The sequence below is a fragment of the Mariniluteicoccus flavus genome (assembly GCF_054776655.1).
This window is the reverse complement of sequence record NZ_BAAHBN010000009.1, coordinates 96,631-117,647: the sequence shown is the minus strand read 5'-3', so window position 1 is coordinate 117,647 and position 21,017 is coordinate 96,631. Positions and strand designations below refer to the sequence as shown.

The 21,017-nt window shown below is 69.3% G+C and carries 20 protein-coding genes; 13 read left to right on the top strand and 7 right to left on the bottom strand.

Going from position 1 to position 21,017, the window contains the following annotated elements; all coding sequences use genetic code 11:
* From ACYVAG_RS14115 to ACYVAG_RS14105, 3 genes are all read left to right on the top strand, one after another.
* Positions 1-372: a biotin/lipoyl-containing protein gene (locus ACYVAG_RS14115; RefSeq protein ID WP_460770662.1), complete on the top strand. Its 372-nt coding sequence runs from the start codon at positions 1-3 to the stop codon at positions 370-372.
* Between the two features lie 506 nt (positions 373-878).
* The gene (locus tag ACYVAG_RS14110; RefSeq protein ID WP_460770661.1) at positions 879-1,286 is read left to right on the top strand and encodes a hypothetical protein; all 408 of its coding nucleotides are present in this window, start codon (positions 879-881) and stop codon (positions 1,284-1,286) included.
* A 351-nt stretch (positions 1,287-1,637) separates the two neighbouring features.
* Positions 1,638-3,188 (top strand): HEAT repeat domain-containing protein, encoded by a 1,551-nt coding sequence (locus ACYVAG_RS14105; RefSeq protein ID WP_460770659.1) that lies wholly within the window; start codon positions 1,638-1,640, stop codon positions 3,186-3,188.
* A gap of 57 nt (positions 3,189-3,245) precedes the next feature.
* Here the strand turns inward: ACYVAG_RS14105 and ACYVAG_RS14100 are convergent, their stop codons facing one another.
* Positions 3,246-4,307: a HEAT repeat domain-containing protein gene (locus tag ACYVAG_RS14100; RefSeq protein WP_460770657.1), complete on the bottom strand. Its 1,062-nt coding sequence runs from the start codon at positions 4,305-4,307 to the stop codon at positions 3,246-3,248.
* A gap of 135 nt (positions 4,308-4,442) precedes the next feature.
* Here ACYVAG_RS14100 and ACYVAG_RS14095 point away from each other — a divergent pair, with 135 nt between their 5' ends.
* Positions 4,443-5,705, top strand: coding sequence for a L,D-transpeptidase (locus ACYVAG_RS14095; RefSeq protein WP_460770655.1), 1,263 nt, complete (start codon positions 4,443-4,445; stop codon positions 5,703-5,705).
* 267 nt (positions 5,706-5,972) lie between these two features.
* Here the strand turns inward: ACYVAG_RS14095 and ACYVAG_RS14090 are convergent, their stop codons facing one another.
* Positions 5,973-7,463, bottom strand: a complete 1,491-nt coding sequence (locus ACYVAG_RS14090) for an APC family permease (protein ID WP_460770653.1) — start codon at positions 7,461-7,463, stop codon at positions 5,973-5,975.
* Positions 7,464-7,651: 188 nt separating this feature from the next.
* Here ACYVAG_RS14090 and ACYVAG_RS14085 point away from each other — a divergent pair, with 188 nt between their 5' ends.
* The gene (locus tag ACYVAG_RS14085) at positions 7,652-8,215 is read left to right on the top strand and encodes a hypothetical protein (protein WP_460770652.1); all 564 of its coding nucleotides are present in this window, start codon (positions 7,652-7,654) and stop codon (positions 8,213-8,215) included.
* A gap of 301 nt (positions 8,216-8,516) precedes the next feature.
* Here the strand turns inward: ACYVAG_RS14085 and ACYVAG_RS14080 are convergent, their stop codons facing one another.
* A complete protein-coding gene (locus ACYVAG_RS14080; protein ID WP_460770650.1) occupies positions 8,517-9,854 on the bottom strand; it encodes an anaerobic C4-dicarboxylate transporter in 1,338 nt (445 codons plus the stop codon).
* Between the two features lie 5 nt (positions 9,855-9,859).
* Positions 9,860-11,305 (bottom strand): aspartate ammonia-lyase, encoded by a 1,446-nt coding sequence (gene aspA, locus ACYVAG_RS14075; RefSeq protein WP_460770649.1) that lies wholly within the window; start codon positions 11,303-11,305, stop codon positions 9,860-9,862.
* A gap of 172 nt (positions 11,306-11,477) precedes the next feature.
* Between aspA and ACYVAG_RS14070 the strand changes: the two genes are divergently transcribed.
* Entirely contained in the window at positions 11,478-12,005 is a 528-nt protein-coding gene (locus ACYVAG_RS14070; RefSeq protein WP_460770647.1) for a type III secretion system chaperone family protein, read from the top strand.
* A 103-nt stretch (positions 12,006-12,108) separates the two neighbouring features.
* Here ACYVAG_RS14070 and ACYVAG_RS14065 read toward each other — a convergent pair whose 3' ends face one another.
* Positions 12,109-12,891: an SDR family NAD(P)-dependent oxidoreductase gene (locus ACYVAG_RS14065; protein WP_460770645.1), complete on the bottom strand. Its 783-nt coding sequence runs from the start codon at positions 12,889-12,891 to the stop codon at positions 12,109-12,111.
* Positions 12,892-12,952: 61 nt separating this feature from the next.
* Between ACYVAG_RS14065 and ACYVAG_RS14060 the strand changes: the two genes are divergently transcribed.
* Entirely contained in the window at positions 12,953-13,708 is a 756-nt protein-coding gene (locus ACYVAG_RS14060; RefSeq protein ID WP_460770644.1) for a phosphoglyceromutase, read from the top strand.
* A gap of 175 nt (positions 13,709-13,883) precedes the next feature.
* Positions 13,884-14,786, top strand: a complete 903-nt coding sequence (locus tag ACYVAG_RS14055; protein ID WP_460770643.1) for a hypothetical protein — start codon at positions 13,884-13,886, stop codon at positions 14,784-14,786.
* A 186-nt stretch (positions 14,787-14,972) separates the two neighbouring features.
* Here the strand turns inward: ACYVAG_RS14055 and phoU are convergent, their stop codons facing one another.
* A complete protein-coding gene (gene phoU / locus ACYVAG_RS14050; protein WP_460770641.1) occupies positions 14,973-15,638 on the bottom strand; it encodes a phosphate signaling complex protein PhoU in 666 nt (221 codons plus the stop codon).
* Between the two features lie 187 nt (positions 15,639-15,825).
* On the opposite strand from phoU, the gene ACYVAG_RS14045 reads away from it, so the two are divergent.
* From ACYVAG_RS14045 to ACYVAG_RS14035, 3 genes are read left to right on the top strand one after another with little or no spacing between them, the layout of a single operon-like run.
* Entirely contained in the window at positions 15,826-17,034 is a 1,209-nt protein-coding gene (locus ACYVAG_RS14045) for a sensor histidine kinase (protein WP_460770640.1), read from the top strand.
* Positions 17,031-17,708, top strand: coding sequence for a response regulator transcription factor (locus ACYVAG_RS14040; RefSeq protein ID WP_460770638.1), 678 nt, complete (start codon positions 17,031-17,033; stop codon positions 17,706-17,708). The genes ACYVAG_RS14045 and ACYVAG_RS14040 overlap by 4 nt, the downstream gene beginning before the upstream one ends.
* A gap of 58 nt (positions 17,709-17,766) precedes the next feature.
* Positions 17,767-18,708, top strand: a complete 942-nt coding sequence (locus ACYVAG_RS14035; RefSeq protein WP_460770636.1) for a ribose-phosphate diphosphokinase — start codon at positions 17,767-17,769, stop codon at positions 18,706-18,708.
* Between the two features lie 261 nt (positions 18,709-18,969).
* On the opposite strand, the gene ACYVAG_RS14030 is transcribed toward ACYVAG_RS14035, so the two are convergent.
* Positions 18,970-19,524: a hypothetical protein gene (locus ACYVAG_RS14030; RefSeq protein ID WP_460770634.1), complete on the bottom strand. Its 555-nt coding sequence runs from the start codon at positions 19,522-19,524 to the stop codon at positions 18,970-18,972.
* Positions 19,525-19,782: 258 nt separating this feature from the next.
* Between ACYVAG_RS14030 and ACYVAG_RS14025 the strand changes: the two genes are divergently transcribed.
* Positions 19,783-20,268: a CarD family transcriptional regulator gene (locus ACYVAG_RS14025; RefSeq protein ID WP_460770632.1), complete on the top strand. Its 486-nt coding sequence runs from the start codon at positions 19,783-19,785 to the stop codon at positions 20,266-20,268.
* A 13-nt stretch (positions 20,269-20,281) separates the two neighbouring features.
* Positions 20,282-20,971, top strand: coding sequence for a 2-C-methyl-D-erythritol 4-phosphate cytidylyltransferase (gene ispD, locus ACYVAG_RS14020; protein ID WP_460770630.1), 690 nt, complete (start codon positions 20,282-20,284; stop codon positions 20,969-20,971).
* Positions 20,972-21,017 lie beyond the last annotated feature (46 nt).

Sequence of the window (21,017 nt, the reverse complement as noted above, 5' to 3'; positions counted from 1 at the left end):
ATGAAGCTGAAAGTGACTGTGAACGGCACGGCGTACTCCGTCGACGTCGAGGTCGAGGAAGAGGCCAAGCCGGGCCTGGGGTCGATCGTGCTGGGCGGCTTCGGCGGCCACTCGACGCCGACCGCGCCGACGTCGGCGTCGGTGCCGGCGGCGACGGCGAACGCGGTCGTGGCGCCGCTGGCGGGATCGGTCGCGCGGATCCTCGTGGAGGAGGGCGCGACGATCGAAGCGGGCCAAGTGTTGGTGGTGCTGGAGGCCATGAAGATGGAGACCGAGATCACCGCGCCCAAGGCGGGCACGGTGTCGGCGGTCCACGTTGCGGCGGGCGACGCGGTGCAGGGCGGACAGGCGCTGATCGAGCTGGCGGAATAGGGGTCAGCGGCTTCGACTCCTTCGTCGCTCAGCCAGCGTTGGTTGCCGCTTTACGTTCTCCGAGCGAGGCCGTCTGCGGCCGAGACGAGGAGCGAACCTTCACGTTCTCCGAGCGAGGCCGTCTGCGGCCGAGACGAGGAGTGGCTTCGACTCCTTCGTCGCTCAGCCAGCGTGGGCTGAGCGAGGAGCGGCCTCTTACGTTCTCCGAGACGAGGAGCAGCCCCCTCGCCAACGCGCCCTGCCGCCGATCCGAGCTGAAAACAGGACAAATCACCAGGATCGCCGTCTCCACCCAGTTATGGGCGTGTTCGGAGCCGATCGTCGTGATTCGTCCACACTGACCGCTCGGGTGGGCGCCTGTTAGAGAATTCGGAAATCCAACAAGGTCTCGCGTCAACGTCCCGGTCGCAGGATGAGTTGTCCACAGACGCGCGTACCGTGATGAAGGTGTCCACAGATCTGCGCACCCCTGCACCGTTATCGCCCTGCGTGGACATGGTGACGGCATGGATGAAACCTCTGTCATGCAAGCGAGCGTGGACCGTGTGGCGGCACTGGTGGTGCGGGCCGCCGTGCTCCTCGAGCGCCGATCTCCCACCGATGTTGAACGCTGGTTCCTCGTTGCCGTGCACCAGTTGGAGGCCGACGCCCTCATGCTTGCCCGCGGGTTGAGCGGCCGGGATCCGCGCGGTGATCGCCCCCGGGTCAGGGAGTTCATCTCACCACAGGCGTGCCTGCGCGCGGCCTACGTCGAGGTTGCCCCCTGGGACGTCGGCGCCACCGCCTTCCCAAGCATCGCGAGCAGACTGGTCATCGATCTCGCGGACCTCGTCCACGGTGACCGGGCGGAGTTGCGAGCCCGGTGGCGGCGGTCGGACATCGACGTGGCGTGGGCCAGGCGGGTGGGCGAGTGACGCCGAGACGAGCTCCTCGTCTCGGCCGCGGGCGGCCTCGCTCGGAGAGCGTGGGGGCGGGGTGGCTTCGACTCCTTCGTCGCTCAGCCAGCGTGGGGCGGGGTGGCTTCGACTCCTTCGTCGCTCAGCCAGCGTTCACTCCTTCGTCGCTCAGCCAGCGTGGGGCGTGGTGGCTTCGACTCCTTCGTCGCTCAGCCAGCGTGGGGTGGGTGGCTTCGACTCCTTCGTCGCTCAGCCAGCGTTCACTCCTTCGTCGCTCAGCCAGCGTGGGGCGGCGTGGCTTCGACCCTTCCTCGCTCACCCAGCGGCGCACTTGAACCTCACCCCGCGTGAGGTTCTACGGTCGTCCCCATGACCTACGACCGACTCGACCGCCTCATCGACGCCCTGTCCGATCCCGACCACGACCTCCGTATCGAGGCCGCCGTCGAACTCGGCACCCTCCGCGACCCCCGCGCCGCGCAGGCGCTGGTCGAGCGGCTCGGCACCGAGCCCGAGTTCTCGGTCCGCGAGTCGCTGAGCTGGGCGGTGCTGCGGGTGGTCGACGCCGCCCTTCCCGCCCTCGAGGACGCCCTCACCAGCGACCGCTGGCTGGCCCGACTGCAGGCCACCCACGTGCTCAGCAAGCTTGCCCGCCCCGAGGACGGCCCCCGCCTGCGCCCGCTGGTCGCCGATCCCGTCGACGCCGTCGCTGCCCGCGCCTGGTGGGCGGCCGGCCAGTCGGGCGACCCGTCGGTCGTCCCCGCCCTCGCCGCCCAGCTGGGCCGCGGCACGACGGAGCAGCGCTCCGTACTCACCTCCGCCCTCGCCGGCTTCGGCTCCGCCGCCGTCGCCCCGACGGCGGAGGCGCTGCGGTCGGCCGACCCCGGCGTACGCCTGGCCGCGGTGCGCGTCGCGACCCACCTCGGGGCGCTCGCCCAGCCGGCCGCGCTGGACCTCATCGACCTCGTGTCCGACGCCGACGCCGACGTGCGGTTCGAGGCCGTGGCCGCACTGGAGAACCTGCGCGGGCCGCTGGTCGAGCGCGCGCTCGCCGACGCGTCCGCGAGCGACGACCGGGCGGTGGCGGCGCTGGCCCGGCGCCTGCGGGAGCGGCGGGTCGCCGAGGTCGCCCCGGCGCCAACTGACCTCACGGAAACGGCACAGCTGCGCTGGTTGCGCAGCCAGACCGACGCCGGGCTCGCGCGATGCCGGCAGGCGCTGACCGAGGCCGGGGGAGACCTGGCTGCGGCTCGGGATTCCCTGCTGCACAAGGCGGTCGGGGCCGGCGAGACGGCCGTACGCGTGGCCGTCTCCGGCAACGCGGCCGTCGAGCTGCGGTGCGGATCGGCGGTGGTCGCGGGCACGCGTACGCTGGCCCGCCTCGCCGACGACCTGGCCGAACTGGCGGCAGCCGGGGCGGACCGCGAGGCCGTGCTGGCGACCGACATCAATGGGCGCCCCGTCGCCGACGTCCTCGCCGACCTGGCGGCGACGACCGGAGCCCCGGTGGAGCTCGTCCGGGTCGTCCGCGTGCCGGGGCGGGTGGCGAGCGCGACCACGGTCGAGGCCGGCGTACCCGTCGCCGCGGCGTTGATCGGCTATGCCACCGAGGAGGCCCTCGGCGACGAGGTCGCCCACCAGGTGGCCCAGCAGGTCGCGTTCCGCGCGCCGCGCTGGATCGAGCCGCAGGACGTGCCGGGCGACGTGCTCGGCGGGGTCGCGGCGCGGGCCGAGGCCGATGCACGGACGTCGGGGCGGCCCGAGGCGGTGGTCGAGCGACTGAGCGCGGGAGCGGTCGCGGGATTCCTGGCCGACCACGTGCTGACCGCCCAGGCGTGCGTCGCCGACCCCGGCTTCGTCGTCGGCGACCTCCTGGCGACGCGCCGCGTCAGCCTGCTGGGGGTCGAACGGGTGGGCTGAGTGGGATATGTCTGCACGGTGCCGCGTACTCACGGCACCGTGCAGACCTCTGTTGGCTCAGCGGGCGAGCCGCGCCGCGACCCCGCGTACACGGGGGTCCTCCGACCGGCGCGCGGCCGCGACCACCGCCCCCGCGCCCGGCAGTTCCCCGAGCGCCATCACCGCGGCGAGCCTGACCTCCGCATCGTCGTCACCCAATGCGGCCGTCAAGGCCCCGATCGCCGCGTCCGAGCCGGCCAGGCCCAACGTCTCCGCGGCGTGCTCCCGCGTACGCGCGGCCGCGCTGCCCAGCGCCCGCGCGACCGGCCCGACCGCGGCCTCCCCGAACCCGCCCAGGGCCGACGCCACCGTGTCGCGCTGGCCTGCGTCCCCCTGACCGAGCAGCGCGGCGAGCCGATCGATCGCGCGCTCGTCGCCCAGCCGGCCGAGGGCGAACGCGGCCTTGGTCACGACCTCGGCGTCCGGGTCGCGCAGCAACGCGACCAGCGGCGGGACCGCGCGTACGTCATGGAGCTTGCTGAGGACATGCGCCAACTGGAGCCGTACGCCGGGGTCGGCGTTATCGAGGCGCGCGAGCACCGCGTCGACGACATCGGCGTCCTGCCGCGCCAGCGCCCAGGTGAGGGTCTCGCGGACCGCCTGGTCGGGGTCGCCCACGACCCGGTCGAGCAGCACGTCGACGCCGACGGAATCGGGCGCGTCGAGGGCGGCCCGCACGCGGACGTGGGCGTGCGGGTCCTCCAGCGCGGTCGTCAGCGCGACGGCGTCGAGCACGTCGGACCAGCCGCGCCGGGCGGGGTCACGCAGCTGTTCGAGCCGCTCCAGGAGGCGACGCTCGTGGTCGAGGCGGCTGCGTACGGCCGTGATCTGGTCGGCCAGCGCGGCCTCGGCGTCGAACTCTGGGTCGTCGAGGGCCTGCCTGATGTCGGTCAGCGACAGGCCGAGCGAACGCAGGTGGACGATCGCGAGGAGGCGGTCGAGGTCGGCGGCGTCGTAGAGGCGGTGGTCGCCCCAGGTGCGGGCCGAGGGGGTGAGGAGGCCGAGTTCGTCCCAGTGGCGCAGGGTGCGGACGGTGAGGCCGCTGCGGCGGGCGACCTCGCCGATGCGGAGGGGCTCCATGAGGGGAGGGTAGCGGGGGCGACGAACCGATCGCGACCCAATCGTGACGCCGGACGAATCGGGGAAATCCACTCCGGCGTGGCACCCTTGGATGACCGAACTGACTGGGGGATATGCGCAATGGGGGAGACTCGGGTGTCGAAGCGTTGGTCGGCGTTGGCCGTATCGGGACTGCTGCTGGTGAGCGGCTGCGGTGGCGGCGCGCCGTCCGCAGCCGGATCTGCCGCGCCGGACGCCGGAGCCGCGACGCCGTCCTCGCCCGCGTCGGCGACGCCGACGGCCGTGGCCACGAGCGCTGCCCCCTCGGCGTCCCCCTCCGCCGCCGGGCCCTTCGGCCTGGCCGTGAACGTCGCCAACGGCGCCAGGGGTGTGCCCGTCGACACCCAGATCACCGTCACGCCGACGTCCGGCAAGGTCGAGTCCGTCACGGTCAGCTCGACGGCGTCCGGCAAGAGCACGGTCCCGAAGATCGACGGTGCGGTCAACGACAAGGGCGCCTGGGTGGCGCGTACGCGGTTGGACCCGTCGGCGACGTACACGGTGACGGCGACGGGCTCGGGCGAGGGTGGCGCCCGGAAGACCGAGAAGGTCCAGTTCACGACGGCGGCCGTGGCGCGGTCGAGCGAGGTGTTCCCGACGCTGACGCCGGTGCAGGGCGGCCCGTTCGGCGTGGCCCAGCCCGTGGTGATCCAGTTCGACCACCCCGTGGCGAACAAGGCCGAGTTCGAGCGCAACATGCACGTCACGTCGGTCCCCGCCCAGGAGGGTTCGTGGGGCTGGATGGACGACAAGACGGTCCACTGGCGCCCCAAGGACTATTGGCAGCCGGGAACCGAGGTGAACCTCGACGCCAACCTCAACGGGGTCAACGCCGGCAACGGCCTGTATGGCCAGGAGAGCCGCACCCTCAAGCTCAAGATCGGCCGCAAGCAGGTCGGCAAGGTCGACATCGCCAACCACACGATCTCCTGGGAGGTCGAGAACCAGTCGCCGAAGACCTATCCGATGTCGGCCGGCAAGGAGGGGTTCGTCACCCGCTCCGGCACCAAGGTCGTCATGGAGAAGGCCGAGAACATCAAGATGGAGTCGGAGACGACCGGCATCTCCCGCGACTCGTCGGAGGGCTATTCGGTCAAGGTCGCGTACGCGCTGCGCGTCACGGGTTCGGGCGAGTTCATCCACTCCGCCCCGTGGAACGAGGGCAAGTTCGGCAAGGTCAACGCCTCCCACGGCTGCGTCGGCATGTCGGAGGAGCAGATGTATGCGCTCTATTCCACCTCGCAGATCGGCGACCCCGTGGTGTTCACGGGTTCGGACCGCACGCTCGAGTTCGGCAACGGCTGGAGCGAGTGGGACATCAGCTGGGACGAGTGGAAGAAGAAGTCGGCGCTGAGCTGAGGCCCCCCTCTTACGCAACTCGTGCACACCGCTGCACGAGTTGCGTCGACACGCCGGGGTGGACACCCAACTTGCGCACACGGGACGACGGGATGCGTACGCAGGCCCCGCGGCCCCCCACCACGCTGACCGAGCGAGGCCGCCCGCGGCCCCCCACCACGCTGACCGAGCGAGGCCGCCCGCGGCCCCCCACCACGCTGACTGAGCGAGGCCGCCCGCGGCCCCCCACCACGCTGACTGAGCGAGGCCGCCCGGGCCGAGTCGAAGTCACGTGTACGGCCGGCTCTGCCTCTGCCGGTTCAGGTCCTTCGGGTGGCCGCTGAGCTCGTCGATGTCCTCTGGGGCGTTCGACGACTTCAACGCTCGGCTGACCACCGCGTGCAGCGCCCACAGGCCGATGCCGATCAGCAGGAGGATCCCCGCCACCTTGTAGTCGTTCACCGCCCGCTTCGACAGCGGGCTCGCGAGGAACGCGCACAGGATCGCGCCCAGCACGGGCACGATCGTCGGGGCCTTGAAGTGCTTGTGCTCGACCTTGTCGCGGCGCAACACCAACACAGCGATGTTGCAGACCGTGAACACCGCCAGCAACAGCAGCGAAGTCGTCCCGCCCAGCGCCTCGAGGTTCACGAACGCCACCAGCCCGAACGCGAGCGCGGTCGTGAACAGGATGGCGACCCACGGCGTACGCCGGTTCTTCAGCACCTTGCCGAGCGGCGGTGGGAGCACGCGCTCGTGGGCGAGGCCATAGAGGAGACGGGACGCCATGAGCATGTTGATCAGCGCCGAGTTGGCGACCGCGAACATCGTGATGACCGCGAAGATCGCGACGGGGAACCAGGGAGCGCCGGCCTCGACGACCTTGAGCAGGGGCGTGTTCCCCTCGCCGAGCTTGGTCGGCGGGACCAGGGCGACCGACGCGATGCCCACCAGCACATAGATCACGCCGGTCACGGTCAGGCCGATCAGCATGATCTTGGGAAAGATCTTCACGGGGTCCTTGGTCTCCTCGGCCATGTTGACGGAGTCCTCGAACCCCACGAGGGCGAAGAACGCGAGGGCGGTGGCGGCCGAGACGGCGAAGAACGGGTTCGATCCCTCCTTGACGGTGAGGTCGCCGGCGGCCGCGAGGTTGCCCTTGCCCTGGCCGATCGCGACCACGCCGATGGTGATGATGATCAGCAGGCCGCTGAGCTCGACGAGGGTGAGGATGACGTTCACCTTCACCGATTCGCTGATGCCGCGCAGGTTGATCAGGGCGATCAGCGTCATGAATCCCAACCCCAGCAGCAGAAGCCCGAGCGAGCCTGTCTTCAGGTCGAGCCCGAGCGCCTTGGACATGTTGCTGGCGAAGGACAGCGCGGCGCTGGAGGCTGACGTGAGGCCGGAGCACATGACGGCGAACGCCATGAGGAACGTGACGAAGTGGACTCCGAACGCCTTGTGGGCATAGACGGCGGCGCCGCCGGCCTTCGGATATTTCGTCACGAGCTCGAGATAGGAGCACGCCGTCAGGAGCGCGACGAGGAAGGCGCACAGGAACGGCAGCCACACGGCGCCGCCGACCTCCTTCGCGACCTTGCCGGTCAGCGCATAGACCCCGGTGCCGAGGATGTCGCCGATGATGAACAGCAGCAACAGGCCGGGACCGATGGCCCGCTTGAGTTGCGTCTCTCCCTCGGGCCCGGGGATGTTCCCGGTGGGGGCGTCGGGGGTTTTCGGGGCTGGCGAATCGGCTGCGGGGGTGGCGGTCGACATGGGGGCTCCTTCCGTTCCGGGTGATTCTGCTCCTGAGCCGGGGTCAGGGGAAGTCATCGGTGAGGATCGTCGGGTGAGTATGCCCAGTGATCCGCATGCGTGTTCGGCCGGGGCGTTCCACGCATGAGGATCGTTGGGTGTAGTCGACCGGTGATCCGCACCTTTGGCGGACGCGGCAGGATGTCCCCATGCGCATCCTGGGACCCACCGACCTGCTCGCCGCCGCCGACTCCGTGCTGCGGGGTGTGAGCGACGGCAACGAGCGGGTGCGCGAACTCGTCGACCTCGTGCCGCGACTGATCGCCATGGTCGACCGCGGGGAGGCGTTGCTGTCGCGCACCGAAGCACTCCTCGACCGGGCGGAGAACGCCGCGACCCGGGCCGAGGAGGTCGCCGAGGCCGCCGATCGCACGCGGGCGCGCACCGACGAGGTCGTGGCCCGCGCGGAGGCCCTGCTGGGACGCAGCGAAGGCATGGTTGCGCCACTCGAGTCGCTGGCTCCCAAAGCGCTCCCGATCATCGACGAGATCTTGTCCGACATCTCGCCCGCCGAGGTCCGCGCGATGAAGGACCTGATGGACCGCCTGCCTGCCCTCGTCACCCAACTCGATGCCGTGGGCCCTGACGTCCACAACATCCTGGACGCGGTGCAGGACCTGAGCCACGCGATGCAGGGCCTGCCCGGCATGGGGCTGATCAAGCGCCGGGGTGAGCGTCGGGACGCGGAGGAGGACGCGTCCGACGAGGCGTAGTCGCCTGCGGGAGTGTGAAATGCGCGCAGGTGTGCGCTTTTCACATCCTGGGGCCCGTTCCGTCGGCGTTTTGCGCACACTTGTGCCCTTCGCACCTCTCGGGGGCCCGGCCCTCGGCGTTTTGCGCACACCCGTGCGCATCCCACATCTCGGGGGCCGGTCCCATCGGCGTGTTGCGCACACTCGTGCGCATTTCACACCCCCACCAAACGAGAACGGGGCGGGACTCGCATCGAGTCCCGCCCCATGACCGTCCCGGTCCAGCCCCGATCAGGCCTGATTCACGCCGACCGGACAACCCTCACAGGATCATCGCCCCGAACACATAGCCCAGCGCCACGGCGATCGCGATCGTCAGCACCCCTGGCACCAGGAACGGGTGGTTGAACACTGCCTTGCCGATCCGCGTCGACCCCGTGTCGTCCATCTCCACCGCCGCGAGCAGCGTCGGATAGGTCGGCAGCACGAACAGTGCCGACACGGCCGCGAACGCCGCCACGATGCCGACGTTGCCCACGCCCAGCGCGATCGCCGCCGGCATCAGCGCCTTGGCCGTCGCCGCCTGCGAATACAGCAGCGAGGCCGCGAAGAACAACACCACGGCCAGCAGCCACGAGTGGTCCTGCAGCAGGTTGCCCGACACGCGCTTGATGGTGTCGATGTGGGCGTTGACGAACGTCGTGCCCAGCCAGGCCACACCCAGTACGCAGACCGACGCCGACATGCCGGACTTGAACGTCGGCGCCGACAGGATCTCGCCCGGAACCACCTTGCACAGCAGCACGATCAACGTCGCGATCGTCAACATGAACGCGATGATGGCGGCGTCGCGCGGCATCGGCGGATTCTTGATCCACTTGAACTTGTCGCTGATCGCAGTCGCGTACGCCATGACCGCGACGATGCCCGCCAGGAAGATCGCCACCGACAGCTTCGCCGATCGCGTCGGCACATAGCTCGAGGTGTCGCGGTGGCTGACGAGCCCCTTCGCCAGGCGGTCCTGATAGACCGGGTCGTGCTCGAGCGCCGACTTCTTGTCGACCTTCTCCCACAGCAACATCAGGCCGGCGACGATCATGCACGCGGGAAACGTGGCCAGGAAGGTGATCGCGAGGATCTCGAGATAGTCAACCGCGGGCTGGCCGCCGTGCGGCTTCGCGAGCGCCTGCGACAAGAACACCACCGCGGCCGAGATCGGCGACGACGTGATCGCGATCTGGCTCGACACCACCGCGATCGACAGCGGCCGCGACGGCCGGATGTTGTTCTCCTTGGCGACTTCCGTGATCACGGGCATCGTCGAGAATGCCGTGTGGCCGGTGCCGGCCATCCACGTCATGAAATACGTGATCGCCGGCGCCAGGAACATCAACCCCTTCGGGTTCTTCCGCAACACCTTGTCTGCAAGGTGAACCAGATAGTCCATGCCACCCGCGACCTGCATCGCGGCGATCGCGGCGATCACCGACATGATGATCACGACGACGTCCATCGGCATGTCGGCGGTCTTCACCTTCACGCCCAGCAGCGCCAACCCGAGCACGCCGAGGCCGCCGGCGTACCCGATGCCGATGCCGCCGATCCTTGCCCCCAGGAAGATCGCGGCGAGCACGACCAGCAGGTGGATCCAGATCATCATGACGATTACCTCGCAGCCTGGGGATCGAGCTGCTGCGTGGTCGCGGTGACATCCTTCGGGTGCATGAGGTTCTCGACCGAGAAGATCTCGTCGAGGTGCTCCGCCGACATCAGTCCGCGCTCGAGCACGACCTCGCGTACGGACTTGCCGGTCGCCGCGCACTCCTTGCCGATCAGGTCACCGTTGTGGTGGCCGATGATGTCGTTGAGATAGGTCACGATGCCGATCGAGTTCAGGACATAGTCGCGGCAGCGCTCCTCGTTCGCCGTGATGCCGACGATGCAGCGCTCGCGCAGGTTGTCGCAGGCGTTGGTCAACAGCGACACCGACTCGAACATCGACTGCCCGATCACGGGCTCCATCACGTTGAGCTGCAGCTGGCCGGCCTCCGCCGCGTACGTCACCGTCACGTCGTTGCCGAACACCTTGAAGCACACCTGGTTCACGACCTCCGGGATCACCGGGTTCACCTTCGCCGGCATGATCGACGAGCCCGCCTGCAGCTCCGGCAGGTTGATCTCCTTCAGCCCCGCGCGCGGTCCCGACGAGAGCAGCCGCAGGTCGTTGCAGATCTTCGACAGCTTCATGGCGAAGCGCTTGAGGGCCGCGTGCACCATGACGTACGCGCCGCAGTCGCTCGTCGCCTCGATCAGGTTCGGCGCAGGCAAGCACGGATAGCCCGTGACCTCTGACAGCTTCTGGACCGACAGCAGCGCGTACCCCTTCGGGGTGTTCACCCCCGTGCCGATCGCCGTCGCGCCCAGGTTCACCTCGAGCAGCAGCTTCGCGAAATCACTGACCTTCTCGACCTCCTCGCGCAGCGTCGCCGCCCAGCCGCCGAACTCCTGGCCCAGCGTCATCGGCACCGCGTCCTGCAGCTGCGTACGCCCCATCTTCAACACGTGCTCGAATTCCACACTCTTCGCCTCGAACGCCTCGATGAGCTTTTCCATCGCTGCAAGGAGATGCTGCAGGTGGGCGTACAGGCCGACGCGGAACCCCGAGGGGTACGCGTCGTTGGTCGACTGGCTGCGATTCACGTGGTCGTTGGGATTCACGACGTCGTACGCGCCCTTGGGCTGGCCCAGGTGTTCGAGCGCGAGGTTCGCGATGACCTCGTTGGTGTTCATGTTCACCGAGGTGCCGGCTCCGCCCTGGAACACGTCGACGGGGAACTGGTTCATGCAGCGACCGCGTTCGAGGATCTCGTCACACGCCCAGACGATGGCGTCCTTGATGTCGGTGGGGAGCGCGCCCAGTTCCTCGTTCGCCAGCGCCGTCGCTTTCTTCACCTGCACCATGCCTCGGATGAAGTCCGGGACGTCGTTGATGGTGCGGTCGGAGATCGTGAAGTTCTCGATCGCGCGCAGGGTGTGGACGCCGTAGTAGGCGTCGGTGGGGACTTCGCGGGTGCCCAGAAGATCTTCTTCGGTGCGATGGGCGGCATTCATGGGGGCTCCTCTTCGAGCGGATTGTTGAACAATCTGGACCCTACTCCTGCGACTTCGCGACCGATCCGCGGGTCGGAGGGGAACATCTGTGGGGCCACTAGGGGTTTCGCGGGATTTCTGTGCATCGCACGAGGAATCCGGTGAGCAAGATCACGTCCCGTACGCTGGCCCCATGTCCTCCGCCGCCCAGAACGCCCGGGCCGTCATCCGGGAGTCCCTCGACGACCTCGGCCTCGACTGGTCCGAGGCCGAGCCCGGCACGTTCTCCGCCGTCCTCCCCGGAACCCGCAAGCTCCAGACCGATTGCGCCCTGGTCGTGGGCGCCCACTCGGTGGAGGTACGCGCGTTCGTGGCCCGCAACCCCGACGAGAACCACGCCGCGGTCTATCGCTGGCTGCTCGAGCGCAACCTCAAGTCCCACGGCGTCGCGTTCGCCACCGACCGCATGGGCGACATCTACCTGATCGGCCGCCTCACGCTGGAATCGGTGACCAGCAAGGAGATCGACCGGATCCTCGGCGCCGTGGCCGAGACCTCCGACGAGTCGTTCAACACCATTCTGGAGCTGGGGTTCGCGTCGTCGATCAAGAAGGAATGGCAGTGGCGCGTCTCGCGCGGCGAGTCGACCGCGAACCTCGCCTCGTTCCGCCACCTGGCCGACCCGGACGACCTTGCGAAGGCCGACTCGGACGCTGGCTGAGTGACGTCGCCCCACCACGCTGGCTGAGCGACGTCGCCCCACCACGCTGGCTGAGCGACGAAGGAGTCGAAGCTGGCTTCGACTCGGCCGCAGGCGGCCTCGCTCAGCCAGCGTTCCGGTGCACCTTGTGGTTCGCCGCCTGCGCCCGCGGCCGCACCACCAGCCGGTCGATGTTCACGTGCGACGGCCTGGTCGCGATCCACGCGATGCAGTCGGCCACATCAGAGGCCACCAGCGGCTCGACCCCCGCGTACACCGCGTCGGCCTTCTCCTTGTCACCGGCGAACCGCACCAGCGAGAACTCCTCGGTGTGGACCATGCCGGGCGCGACCTCGGCCACGCGTACCGGCCTGTCCACGATCTCCAGCCGCAGCGCCCCGACCATCGATCGCTCCGCCGCCTTGGCGCCGCAATAGCCGGCCCCACCCTCGTACGCGGCCTCCGCCGCCGTCGAGGTCACGAACACGACCTGCCCGGCGGCCGCGATGAGCGCCGGCAGCAGCGCCTTGGTGACCCGCGCCGTGCCGAACACGTTGGTCGCGAACATGGTCTCCCACGCGTCCAGGTCGGCAACCTCAAGCGGCTCCTGGCCCACCGCCCCACCCGCGTTGTTCACCAGCAGGTCGAGCCGGTCGCCGACCTCGGCCACCAGTGCCGCCACCGACGCGTCGTCGGTGATGTCGCACGTCACCGCCCGCCCGCCGATCTCCTGCGCCAGCGCCGACACTCGGTCGGAACGCCGCGCCGCACACACCACCGTGAACCCCTCGGCGGCGAGCGCGCGGGCGGTGGCGGCGCCGATGCCGCTGCTGGCGCCGGTGACGACGGCGAGGCGATCGGCGGGATCTTCGGCGGGACGTTCGGACGGGCGCGGGGGAGTGGTCATTGGGCGATCATGCCAAACCCCCCGGCGGTCCCGGTCGCGTCCGGGGAATAGGGTGAAATGCATGAGCCAGAACGCAAAGCTGATCCTGCTCCGCCACGGTGAGAGCGAGTGGAACGCCAAGAACCTGTTCACCGGCTGGGTGGACGTCGACATCAACGAAAAAGGCGTACGCGAGGCCAAGCGCGGCGCCGAACTGCTGGCCGCGGAGGACCTGCTCCCCGACGTGCTGCACACCTCGCTGCTGCGGCGCGCGATCCACACGGCCCATCTGGCGCTCGACGGCTGCGACCGCCACTGGATCCCCGTGAAGCGGTCGTGGCGCCTGAACGAGCGCCACTACGGAGCGCTGCAGGGCAAGAACAAGGCCCAGACGCTGGAGGAGTTCGGCGAGGAGCAGTTCATGGAGTGGCGCCGGTCGTATGACACCCCGCCGCCCCCGCTCGACGTCGACGACGAGTTCTCCCAGTTCAACGACCCGCGGTACGCCGACATCCCCGAGGCCGCGCGCCCGCGTACCGAATGTCTCAAGGACGTCGTCGCCCGCATGCTGCCTTATTGGGAGAGCGACATCGTCCCTGACCTGAAGGCCGGAAAGACGGTGCTGGTGACGGCCCACGGCAACTCGCTGCGCGCGCTGGTCAAGCACCTCGACAACATCTCCGACGCCGACATCGCGGGGCTGAACATCCCGACCGGCATCCCGCTGTACTACGAGCTGGACGCCGACATGTTGCCGGTGACCAAGGGCGGGCGCTACCTCGACCCGGAGGCGGCGAAGGCGTCGATCGAGGCGGTCAAGAACCAGGGCAAGAAGTAGTTCGCGAGCGGTCCTGCAGTTGGCGAACGTTCGTTGTCCTCGCGAACGTTGCAACGTTCGCCAACGCAATTTCGACTCGCCAACTGCAGGATCGTTCTCCAACGCACGGGCGATCGCCCGCCCGAGCCTGTGGATAACTTCCCCAAAGGCCGTCAGGATCTGCTGCGATTGATCCATGCTTCGAACCACCTCCAGCCTGTACGCCGAAGGGCACACCCCCGCATCCATCCGCGCTCTGGTCCGTGAAGGCGTCCTGCGACCCATTCGCCGGGGCGCGTACGCCGAGACCCCGCTCGCCGACGACCCGAATCAGCGCCACGAGGAGTTGATCGCAGCGACCTGGCCCAGGCTCGGTCCGGGCGCGGCCATCAGTCACCTGTCGGCGGCTGTCCTTCATCAACTCCCCGTATGGCGCTCCGATCTGACCCAGGTCACCGTCACCCGCCCGTCCGAGGGCTCGACATCGGCCGGCGGAACGACCACGCGACTCCTTCGGCTTCGGCGCGCACCCCTTCCCGCGGAAGACCTGACCGACGTCAACGGCATGACCGTCACCACGATGGTCCGCACGGTCATCGACCTCGGGCGTACCCTGCCCATGCACAAGTCGGTCGCCGTCCTCGACGCAGCTCTGCGCACCGGTCTGCAGAGGGAGGAGTTGGAGGAGCGTGCCGCCATGCTTCGAGGTGCCCACGGCGTCGGGAGGCTCCGGGTCGCCATCGAGTTCGCCGACGGGCGGGCGGAGAGCCCGGCCGAGTCGTTCAGCCGGGTGGTGCTGCACCGGCTCGGCATCCCGAAGCCCCAACTCCAGGTGGAGGTCTTCCACTCGCGCACGGGTGTGTTCCTCGGTCGACCCGACTTCCTGTGGCCCGAGCTGCGAGTGACGGGGGAGTTCGACGGGAAGGGGAAATATGAAGGCACCTTCGGGCGGTCCGCGGCCGACGAGATCATGGCCGAGAAGCGCCGCGAGGCGGCCTTCCGCGCTGACGGGTGGGGAGTCACGCGGTGGGGATGGGCCGACCTCTACGAGGAGGACCGGCTGATGGCGATCTGGCGGGCGGAGGCCAGGGCGGCGTGAGACCGCGTACGCGTTGGCGAACGCTCCTGCAGTTGGCGAACGTCAGTTGTCCTCGCGAACGGTGCAACGTTCGCCAACGCAATTCCGACTCGCCAACTGCAGGAACGTTCTCCAACAGCACCCCCAATGCACCGCGGCCCCGCTCCGAACCGGAGCGGGGCCGCGTACGCGCCTTTCAGCCCAGAATCACGCCTGCGTCCACGTCGCGTCGCCCGACGTCTCGCCCGTGACCACATAGATCACGCGGCGACCCATCGAGACCGCGTGGTCGGCGATGCGCTCGTAATAGCGGCCCAGCAGCGCCACGTCCACCGCCGCCTCGACGCCGTGGCTCCAGTCCTCGCCCAGCAGGATGCGGAACTGGCTGCGGCGCAGTTCGTCCATCTCCTCGTCGTGGACCGACAGCTGGTTGGCCACGGCCACATCGCGCGTACGCAGGGTCTCGCCGGCCTGGGTGACCATGTGCTCGGCGACCTCGGCCATGCGGGCGAAGTTGGGCTCGAGCCCCGCCGGCACGGCCTTCTCGGGGAAGCGCATGCGGGCGATCTTGGCGACGTGGGCCGACAGGTCGCCCATGCGGGCCATCTCGGCGACCATGCGCAGGGCCGCGACGACCGTACGCAGCTCGCCGGCGACCGGGGCCTGTCGGGCGAGCAGGGAGAAGCAGCGCGCCTCGATGTCGTTGTGGGAGTTGTCGATCTTCGCGTCGTTGGTGATGACCTGCTCCGCGAGCTGGAGGTCGGCGTTCAGCAGCGACTTCGTCGCCGTGCCCACCGCCACCGCCACGAGCTGGGACATCTCGACGAGGTCGTCGACGACGGAGTCGAGTTCCTCACGATAGGAATCACGCATGTGTTCTCCTCCTTGGGTGGCGCTGCCGCGATCGGGGTGCCACGCGGCGTGAGACCCCAACTTAGGTGACGAATCTCGCACACCGGCCACGCGCGGTTAACGGGGGGTGAACACTTTACCAATTGCTTAGCTGGCGGTCAGTGTCAGGCCCCCAGCCGGCCCGATCCACTGGTGACGTCCCCCTAGGATGCGATCCGTGACCCTGTTCGTCGTCTCGGCCCTCGCCCTGGTGGTGGGGGTGTGCCTCGGTGCGCTCGTCGCCCGGCCCAGGCGCGCCCCGGCGGCGACTGATCCGGCGCCCGAACAGCCCGAGCTCGACATCACGCCCCAACCCGAGATCCCGCCGGGTGTCTCCGAGGTGATCAGTGTGCTGCGCTCCTCGGCCGTCATCGTGGGTCCCCACGACGAGGTCCTCCAGTCGACCTCGCAGGCCCGCACCCTCGGCCTCGTCCGCGGCACCCGCATCGCGGTTCCCACGCTGCTCGAGCTGGTCCGCGACGTACGCCGCGACCGCGAGATCCGCACCATGGAACTCCAGCTCCGCCGCGGGGGCGGCAACCCCACGCTCTTCCTGTCGGCCCGCGTCGCCGCCGTCGAGAACCTCATCCTCGTCCTGGCCGAGGACCGCACCGCCGCCCGCCGCGTCGAGGAGACCCGCCGCGACTTCGTCGCGAACGTCAGCCACGAGCTGAAGACCCCGATCGGCGCCATCTCGCTGCTCAGCGAGGCCGTCACCGACGCCGCCGACGACCCCGACGCCGTGCGCAACTTCGCCGGCCGCATGAACAAGGAGTCCGCCCGCCTCGGCGAACTCGTCGGCCAGATCATCGAGCTGTCGCGGCTGCAGGCCGACGACCCCCTGATGACCGCCGACGTCGTCGAGATCGACGACGTCATCGACGACGCCCTCGACCGGTGCCGCGAGGCGGCCGCCGGCAAGTCCATCAACCTCACGCGCGCGGGCCAGCGCGGCTGCGAGGTCGTCGGCGACGCCGAACAGCTCGCCACCGCCGTCGTCAACCTCGTCGAGAACGCCATCATCTATTCCGACCCCCGCGGGCGCGTGGCCGTCGCCGCGCGGACGGTCACCGATGCCGACGACACCCACGTCGAGATCTCGGTGTCCGATTCCGGCATCGGCATCGCCGCCGGTGACCTCCACCGCGTGTTCGAGCGGTTCTATCGGGTCGACTACGCCCGCAGTCGCGCCAACGGCGGCACCGGCCTCGGCCTGTCCATCGTCAAGCACATCGCCGCCGCCCACGGCGGCACCGTCAACGTCTGGTCCCAGGAGGGCCAGGGCTCGACGTTCACCATTCGCGTCCCGGCGTACGCCGAGCGCGACCAGCACCCTGCGCAGGGGCCCGTCCCTGCGCCGATCGAGGAGATGTCATGACCCGAGTCCTGGTCGTCGAAGACGAGGAGTCCTACCGCGAGGCGTTGGCCTACATGCTGCGCAAGGAGGGCTTCGAGGTCGTCGAGGCCCCCGACGGTACGCAGGGCCTCGCCGAATATGACCGCGCCGGCGCCGACATCGTGCTGCTCGACCTGATGATGCCGGGCCTGCCCGGCACCGAGGTCTGCCGCCAGCTCCGGCTGCGGGGGAGCGTGCCCGTGATCATGGTCACCGCCCGCGACTCGGAGGTCGACAAGGTCGTCGGGCTCGAGCTGGGCGCCGACGACTACGTCACCAAGCCGTTCTCCCACCGCGAGCTCGTCGCCCGCATCCGCGCGGTGCTGCGCCGCGGCCAGGACGTCGAGCTGGTGCCCGACGTGGTCGAGAGCTCCGGCGTACGCATGGACGTCGAGCGCCACACCGTCTCGGTCAACGGCACCAATGTGAAGCTCGCGCTCAAGGAGTTCGAACTGCTCGAGATGCTGTTGCGCAATGCCGGCCGGGTGATGACGCGCGGCCAGCTCATCGACCGCATCTGGGGCGCCGACTATGTGGGCGACACCAAGACGCTGGACGTCCACATCAAGCGCCTGCGCTCGAAGATCGAGCCCGACCCGACGAGCCCGCGCTATCTGATCACGGTGCGCGGGCTGGGCTACAAGTTCGAGGGCTGACCCGCGTACGCCCACGGCGGCTCCGCGTGAACGCCAGGTGAACGCTAGGGTGAGTGCCGTGACCGACGACATCACCGTTTTCACCGGATCCGCCGCCCCCGAGTTCGCCAAGGAGATGTGCGACATCCTTGGCGTCGATCTCTCCCCGGCCGACATCACCCGCTTCTCGAACGACTGCATCCAGGTGCAGCTGCAGGCGAATTGCCGCCGCAAGGACGTCTACATCGTCCAGCCCCTGGTGCCGCCGGTGCAGGAGAACCTGGTCGAGCTGATGCTGATGCTGGACGCCGCCCGCGGCGCCTCGGCCAGCCACATCACGGCCGTCATCCCCCACTACGCGTACGCGCGGTCCGACAAGAAGGACGCGTCCCGCATCTCCATCGGCGGCCGCCTCGTCGCCGACCTGCTGCAGACCGCCGGCGCGACCCGCGTGATCACCATGGCGCTCCACTCCGAGCAGGTCCACGGCTTCTTCGGCGTGCCGGTCGACCACCTGACCGCGGTCCACGAGCTGGCCGACCACTACGCCCGCAAGGACCTGTCCGACACCGTCGTGGTGTCGCCCGACTTCGGCTATGCGAAGGTCGCGTCGCAGTTCGCGCGCCTGCTCGGCCTGCCGGTCGCCGCCGGCTCGAAGCGCCGCGAGGCCGACGACAAGGTCGTCATCGACCGCATCGTCGGCGACGTCGAGGGCAAGGACGTCATCATCATCGACGACGAGATCGCGACCGCTGGCTCGATGATCGAGCTGATGGACCGGCTGAAGGAATACAACGTCAAGTCGATCTCGATCGCGTGTACGCACGGTCTGTTCACCGGCAAGGCCGTCGAGCGCCTCAACGGCCAGGACATCGTGTCGGAGATCGTCACGACCAACACGGTTCCGCTGACGCCGGAGCGTACGCCCGCCAAGCTCGAGACGCGCTCGGTCGCGCCGCTGTTCGCCGAGGCCGTACGCCGCCACAACTCCGGCGAGTCGGTGTCGTCGCTGTTCAACTGACGCAACGAAGAAGGGCCGGCCGGGATGATCCCGGCCGGCCCTTTCGTGGCTTCGACTCGTGCCTCGCTCAGCCAGCGCTTCGACTCGTGCCTCGCTCAGCCAGCGCTTCGACTCGTGCCTCGCTCAGCCAGCGCTTCGACTCGTGCCTCGCTCAGCCAGCGCTTCGACTCGTGCCTCGCGCAGCCAGCGTGGCTCAACGTTCTCCGAGCGAGCGCCAGCGTGGCTCAACGTTCTCCGAGCGAGCGCCAGCGAGACGAGGAGTTACGGCGTCGCCGTCGCCGACGGTGTCGCCGAAGCCGAAGCCGAAGCCGACGCGGGCTTCGGCGACGCGGTCTTGTAGTCCTCCTGCGTACCGTCGATCACCGGCACCCGCAGGGTGACCGGGCCGGCCGTCTTGAACGTCAGGACGAGGTCGGCGGTCTGGCCGGGGACGAGGTCGGTCGCGTTCAGGCTGATGGCCGGCTGGTCGAGCAGGTTGACCAGCTCGTTGGCCCGGATCTCCACGTTCGCCTGTGCGGGGCCGAGCGTGCCGCCCGGCTCGCCCTTCACGGTGATGAGGCGCCCGTTGACCGAGGTCAGGGTGTCGGGCTGCTGGGAGACGATGGCGCCCACCAGGGTGCCCTGGCCCTTCTGCTTGGTCATGATCAGCAGGTTGCGCACCTTCAGCGGCACGTCGGTGCCGCGCTTCACGTCGATGTTGACGCCCTCGGCCGGCGTGTAGGGGATCAGGGTCTGCGGCGTGGAGCAGGCGGTCGCGCCGAGTGCCAGGCCGATCGACAGGACGGCGGCGGCGACGGTGCGGGTGGGCTTGGACACGACCACGGTGGTTCTCTCCTCGGGCGAGTGCGGTGACGCGTGCAGCCTAGCGAGATTTGCCGTGCCCCGCCCGCGGAGCGTCCGATCCCGCGTCCGGCGAGGGCGCGTACGCCACCCCCGACCCTCCCATGGAGGCACATCTTTGACCGGGTGTCAAGACCCTCTCGTGACCCTTATCGCGCTCTGACTAGCGGGAACGCCTCGGGAGTGATCCTGAGAACGTGCTAAACTGGTCTGCGGGAAAGGGGTTCTAACAATATGACCTTCACAGTCGGAGAAACGGTGGTCTATCCCAATCATGGGGCGGCCGTCATCGAGGACATCGAGACCCGTCAGATCAAGGGAGAGGACCGACTCTACCTGGTCCTCCGCATCGTCGGACAGAACGACCTCGTCGTTCGCGTCCCGGCCTGCAACCTCGATCTGGTCGGCGTTCGGGACGTGGTTGACGCGGCGGGTCTGGAGAAGGTCTTCTCCGTCCTGCGGGCTCCCCACACCGAAGAGCCGACCAACTGGTCGCGCCGATACAAGGCGAACCTGGAGAAGCTTCACTCCGGGAACGTGATGAAGGTGTCCGAGGTCGTCCGCGACCTGTGGCGCCGCGAGAAGGACCGCGGGCTGTCGGCCGGCGAGAAGCGCATGTTGGCGAAGGCCCGCCAGATCCTCGTCTCCGAGCTCGCGCTCGCCGAGAAGGTCGAAGAGGCCAAGGCCGAGACCATGCTTGACGAGGTCCTCGCGTCCTGACACCGTTCCATCCGTGAACAACACCCCGCAGCCGGTCGTCGCCCTCGTGGCGGCGGCCGGTTCTGGTTCCCGGCTCGCCGCCGGTGTGCCGAAGGCGCTCGTCGAGCTCGCCGGCGTCACGCTCGTGCGCCGGTCGGTCGATCGGCTCGCGGAAGGCGGCGCGGATCGCGCGGTGGTCGTCATCCCGGCGGGCTTCGAGGCCCGCTTCGCCGCGGTGCTGGACGAGGCCGCGATCCCCACGACGCTGGTGGTGGGCGGCGCCGAGCGGCAACAGAGCGTACGCCGGGGCCTGGCCGCCTGCGCGGGGGCCCGCATCGTGCTGGTCCACGACGCCGCGCGACCGCTGGTCCCCGTCGAGGTGGTGCGCGACGTCGTCGCGTCGGTCGAGGCCGGTCACGTGGCCGTGGTCCCCGCCCTCCCGGTGATTGATTCGATCCGCCGGGTCGTGGGGGAGTCCTCCGAGGTCGTCGACCGGGCCGGCCTGTTCGGGGTCCAGACGCCGCAGGGGTTCGACCTGGCGAGCCTGGTCGCCGCCCACGACGAGATCGCCGCCCGGGGCCTGGAGGTCACCGACGACGCGGCGGCGTGCGAGGCCGTCGGCCACGCGGTGCACCTGGTGGAGGGGTCGCGGCTCGCGCTGAAGATCACCGAGCCGTTCGACCTGACGGTGGCGGAGGCGCTGCTGGCGTCCGACGCTCGCTGAGCGAGCGAAGCGAGTGGAAGCGGCGTGGCTTCGACTCGCTGGCGCT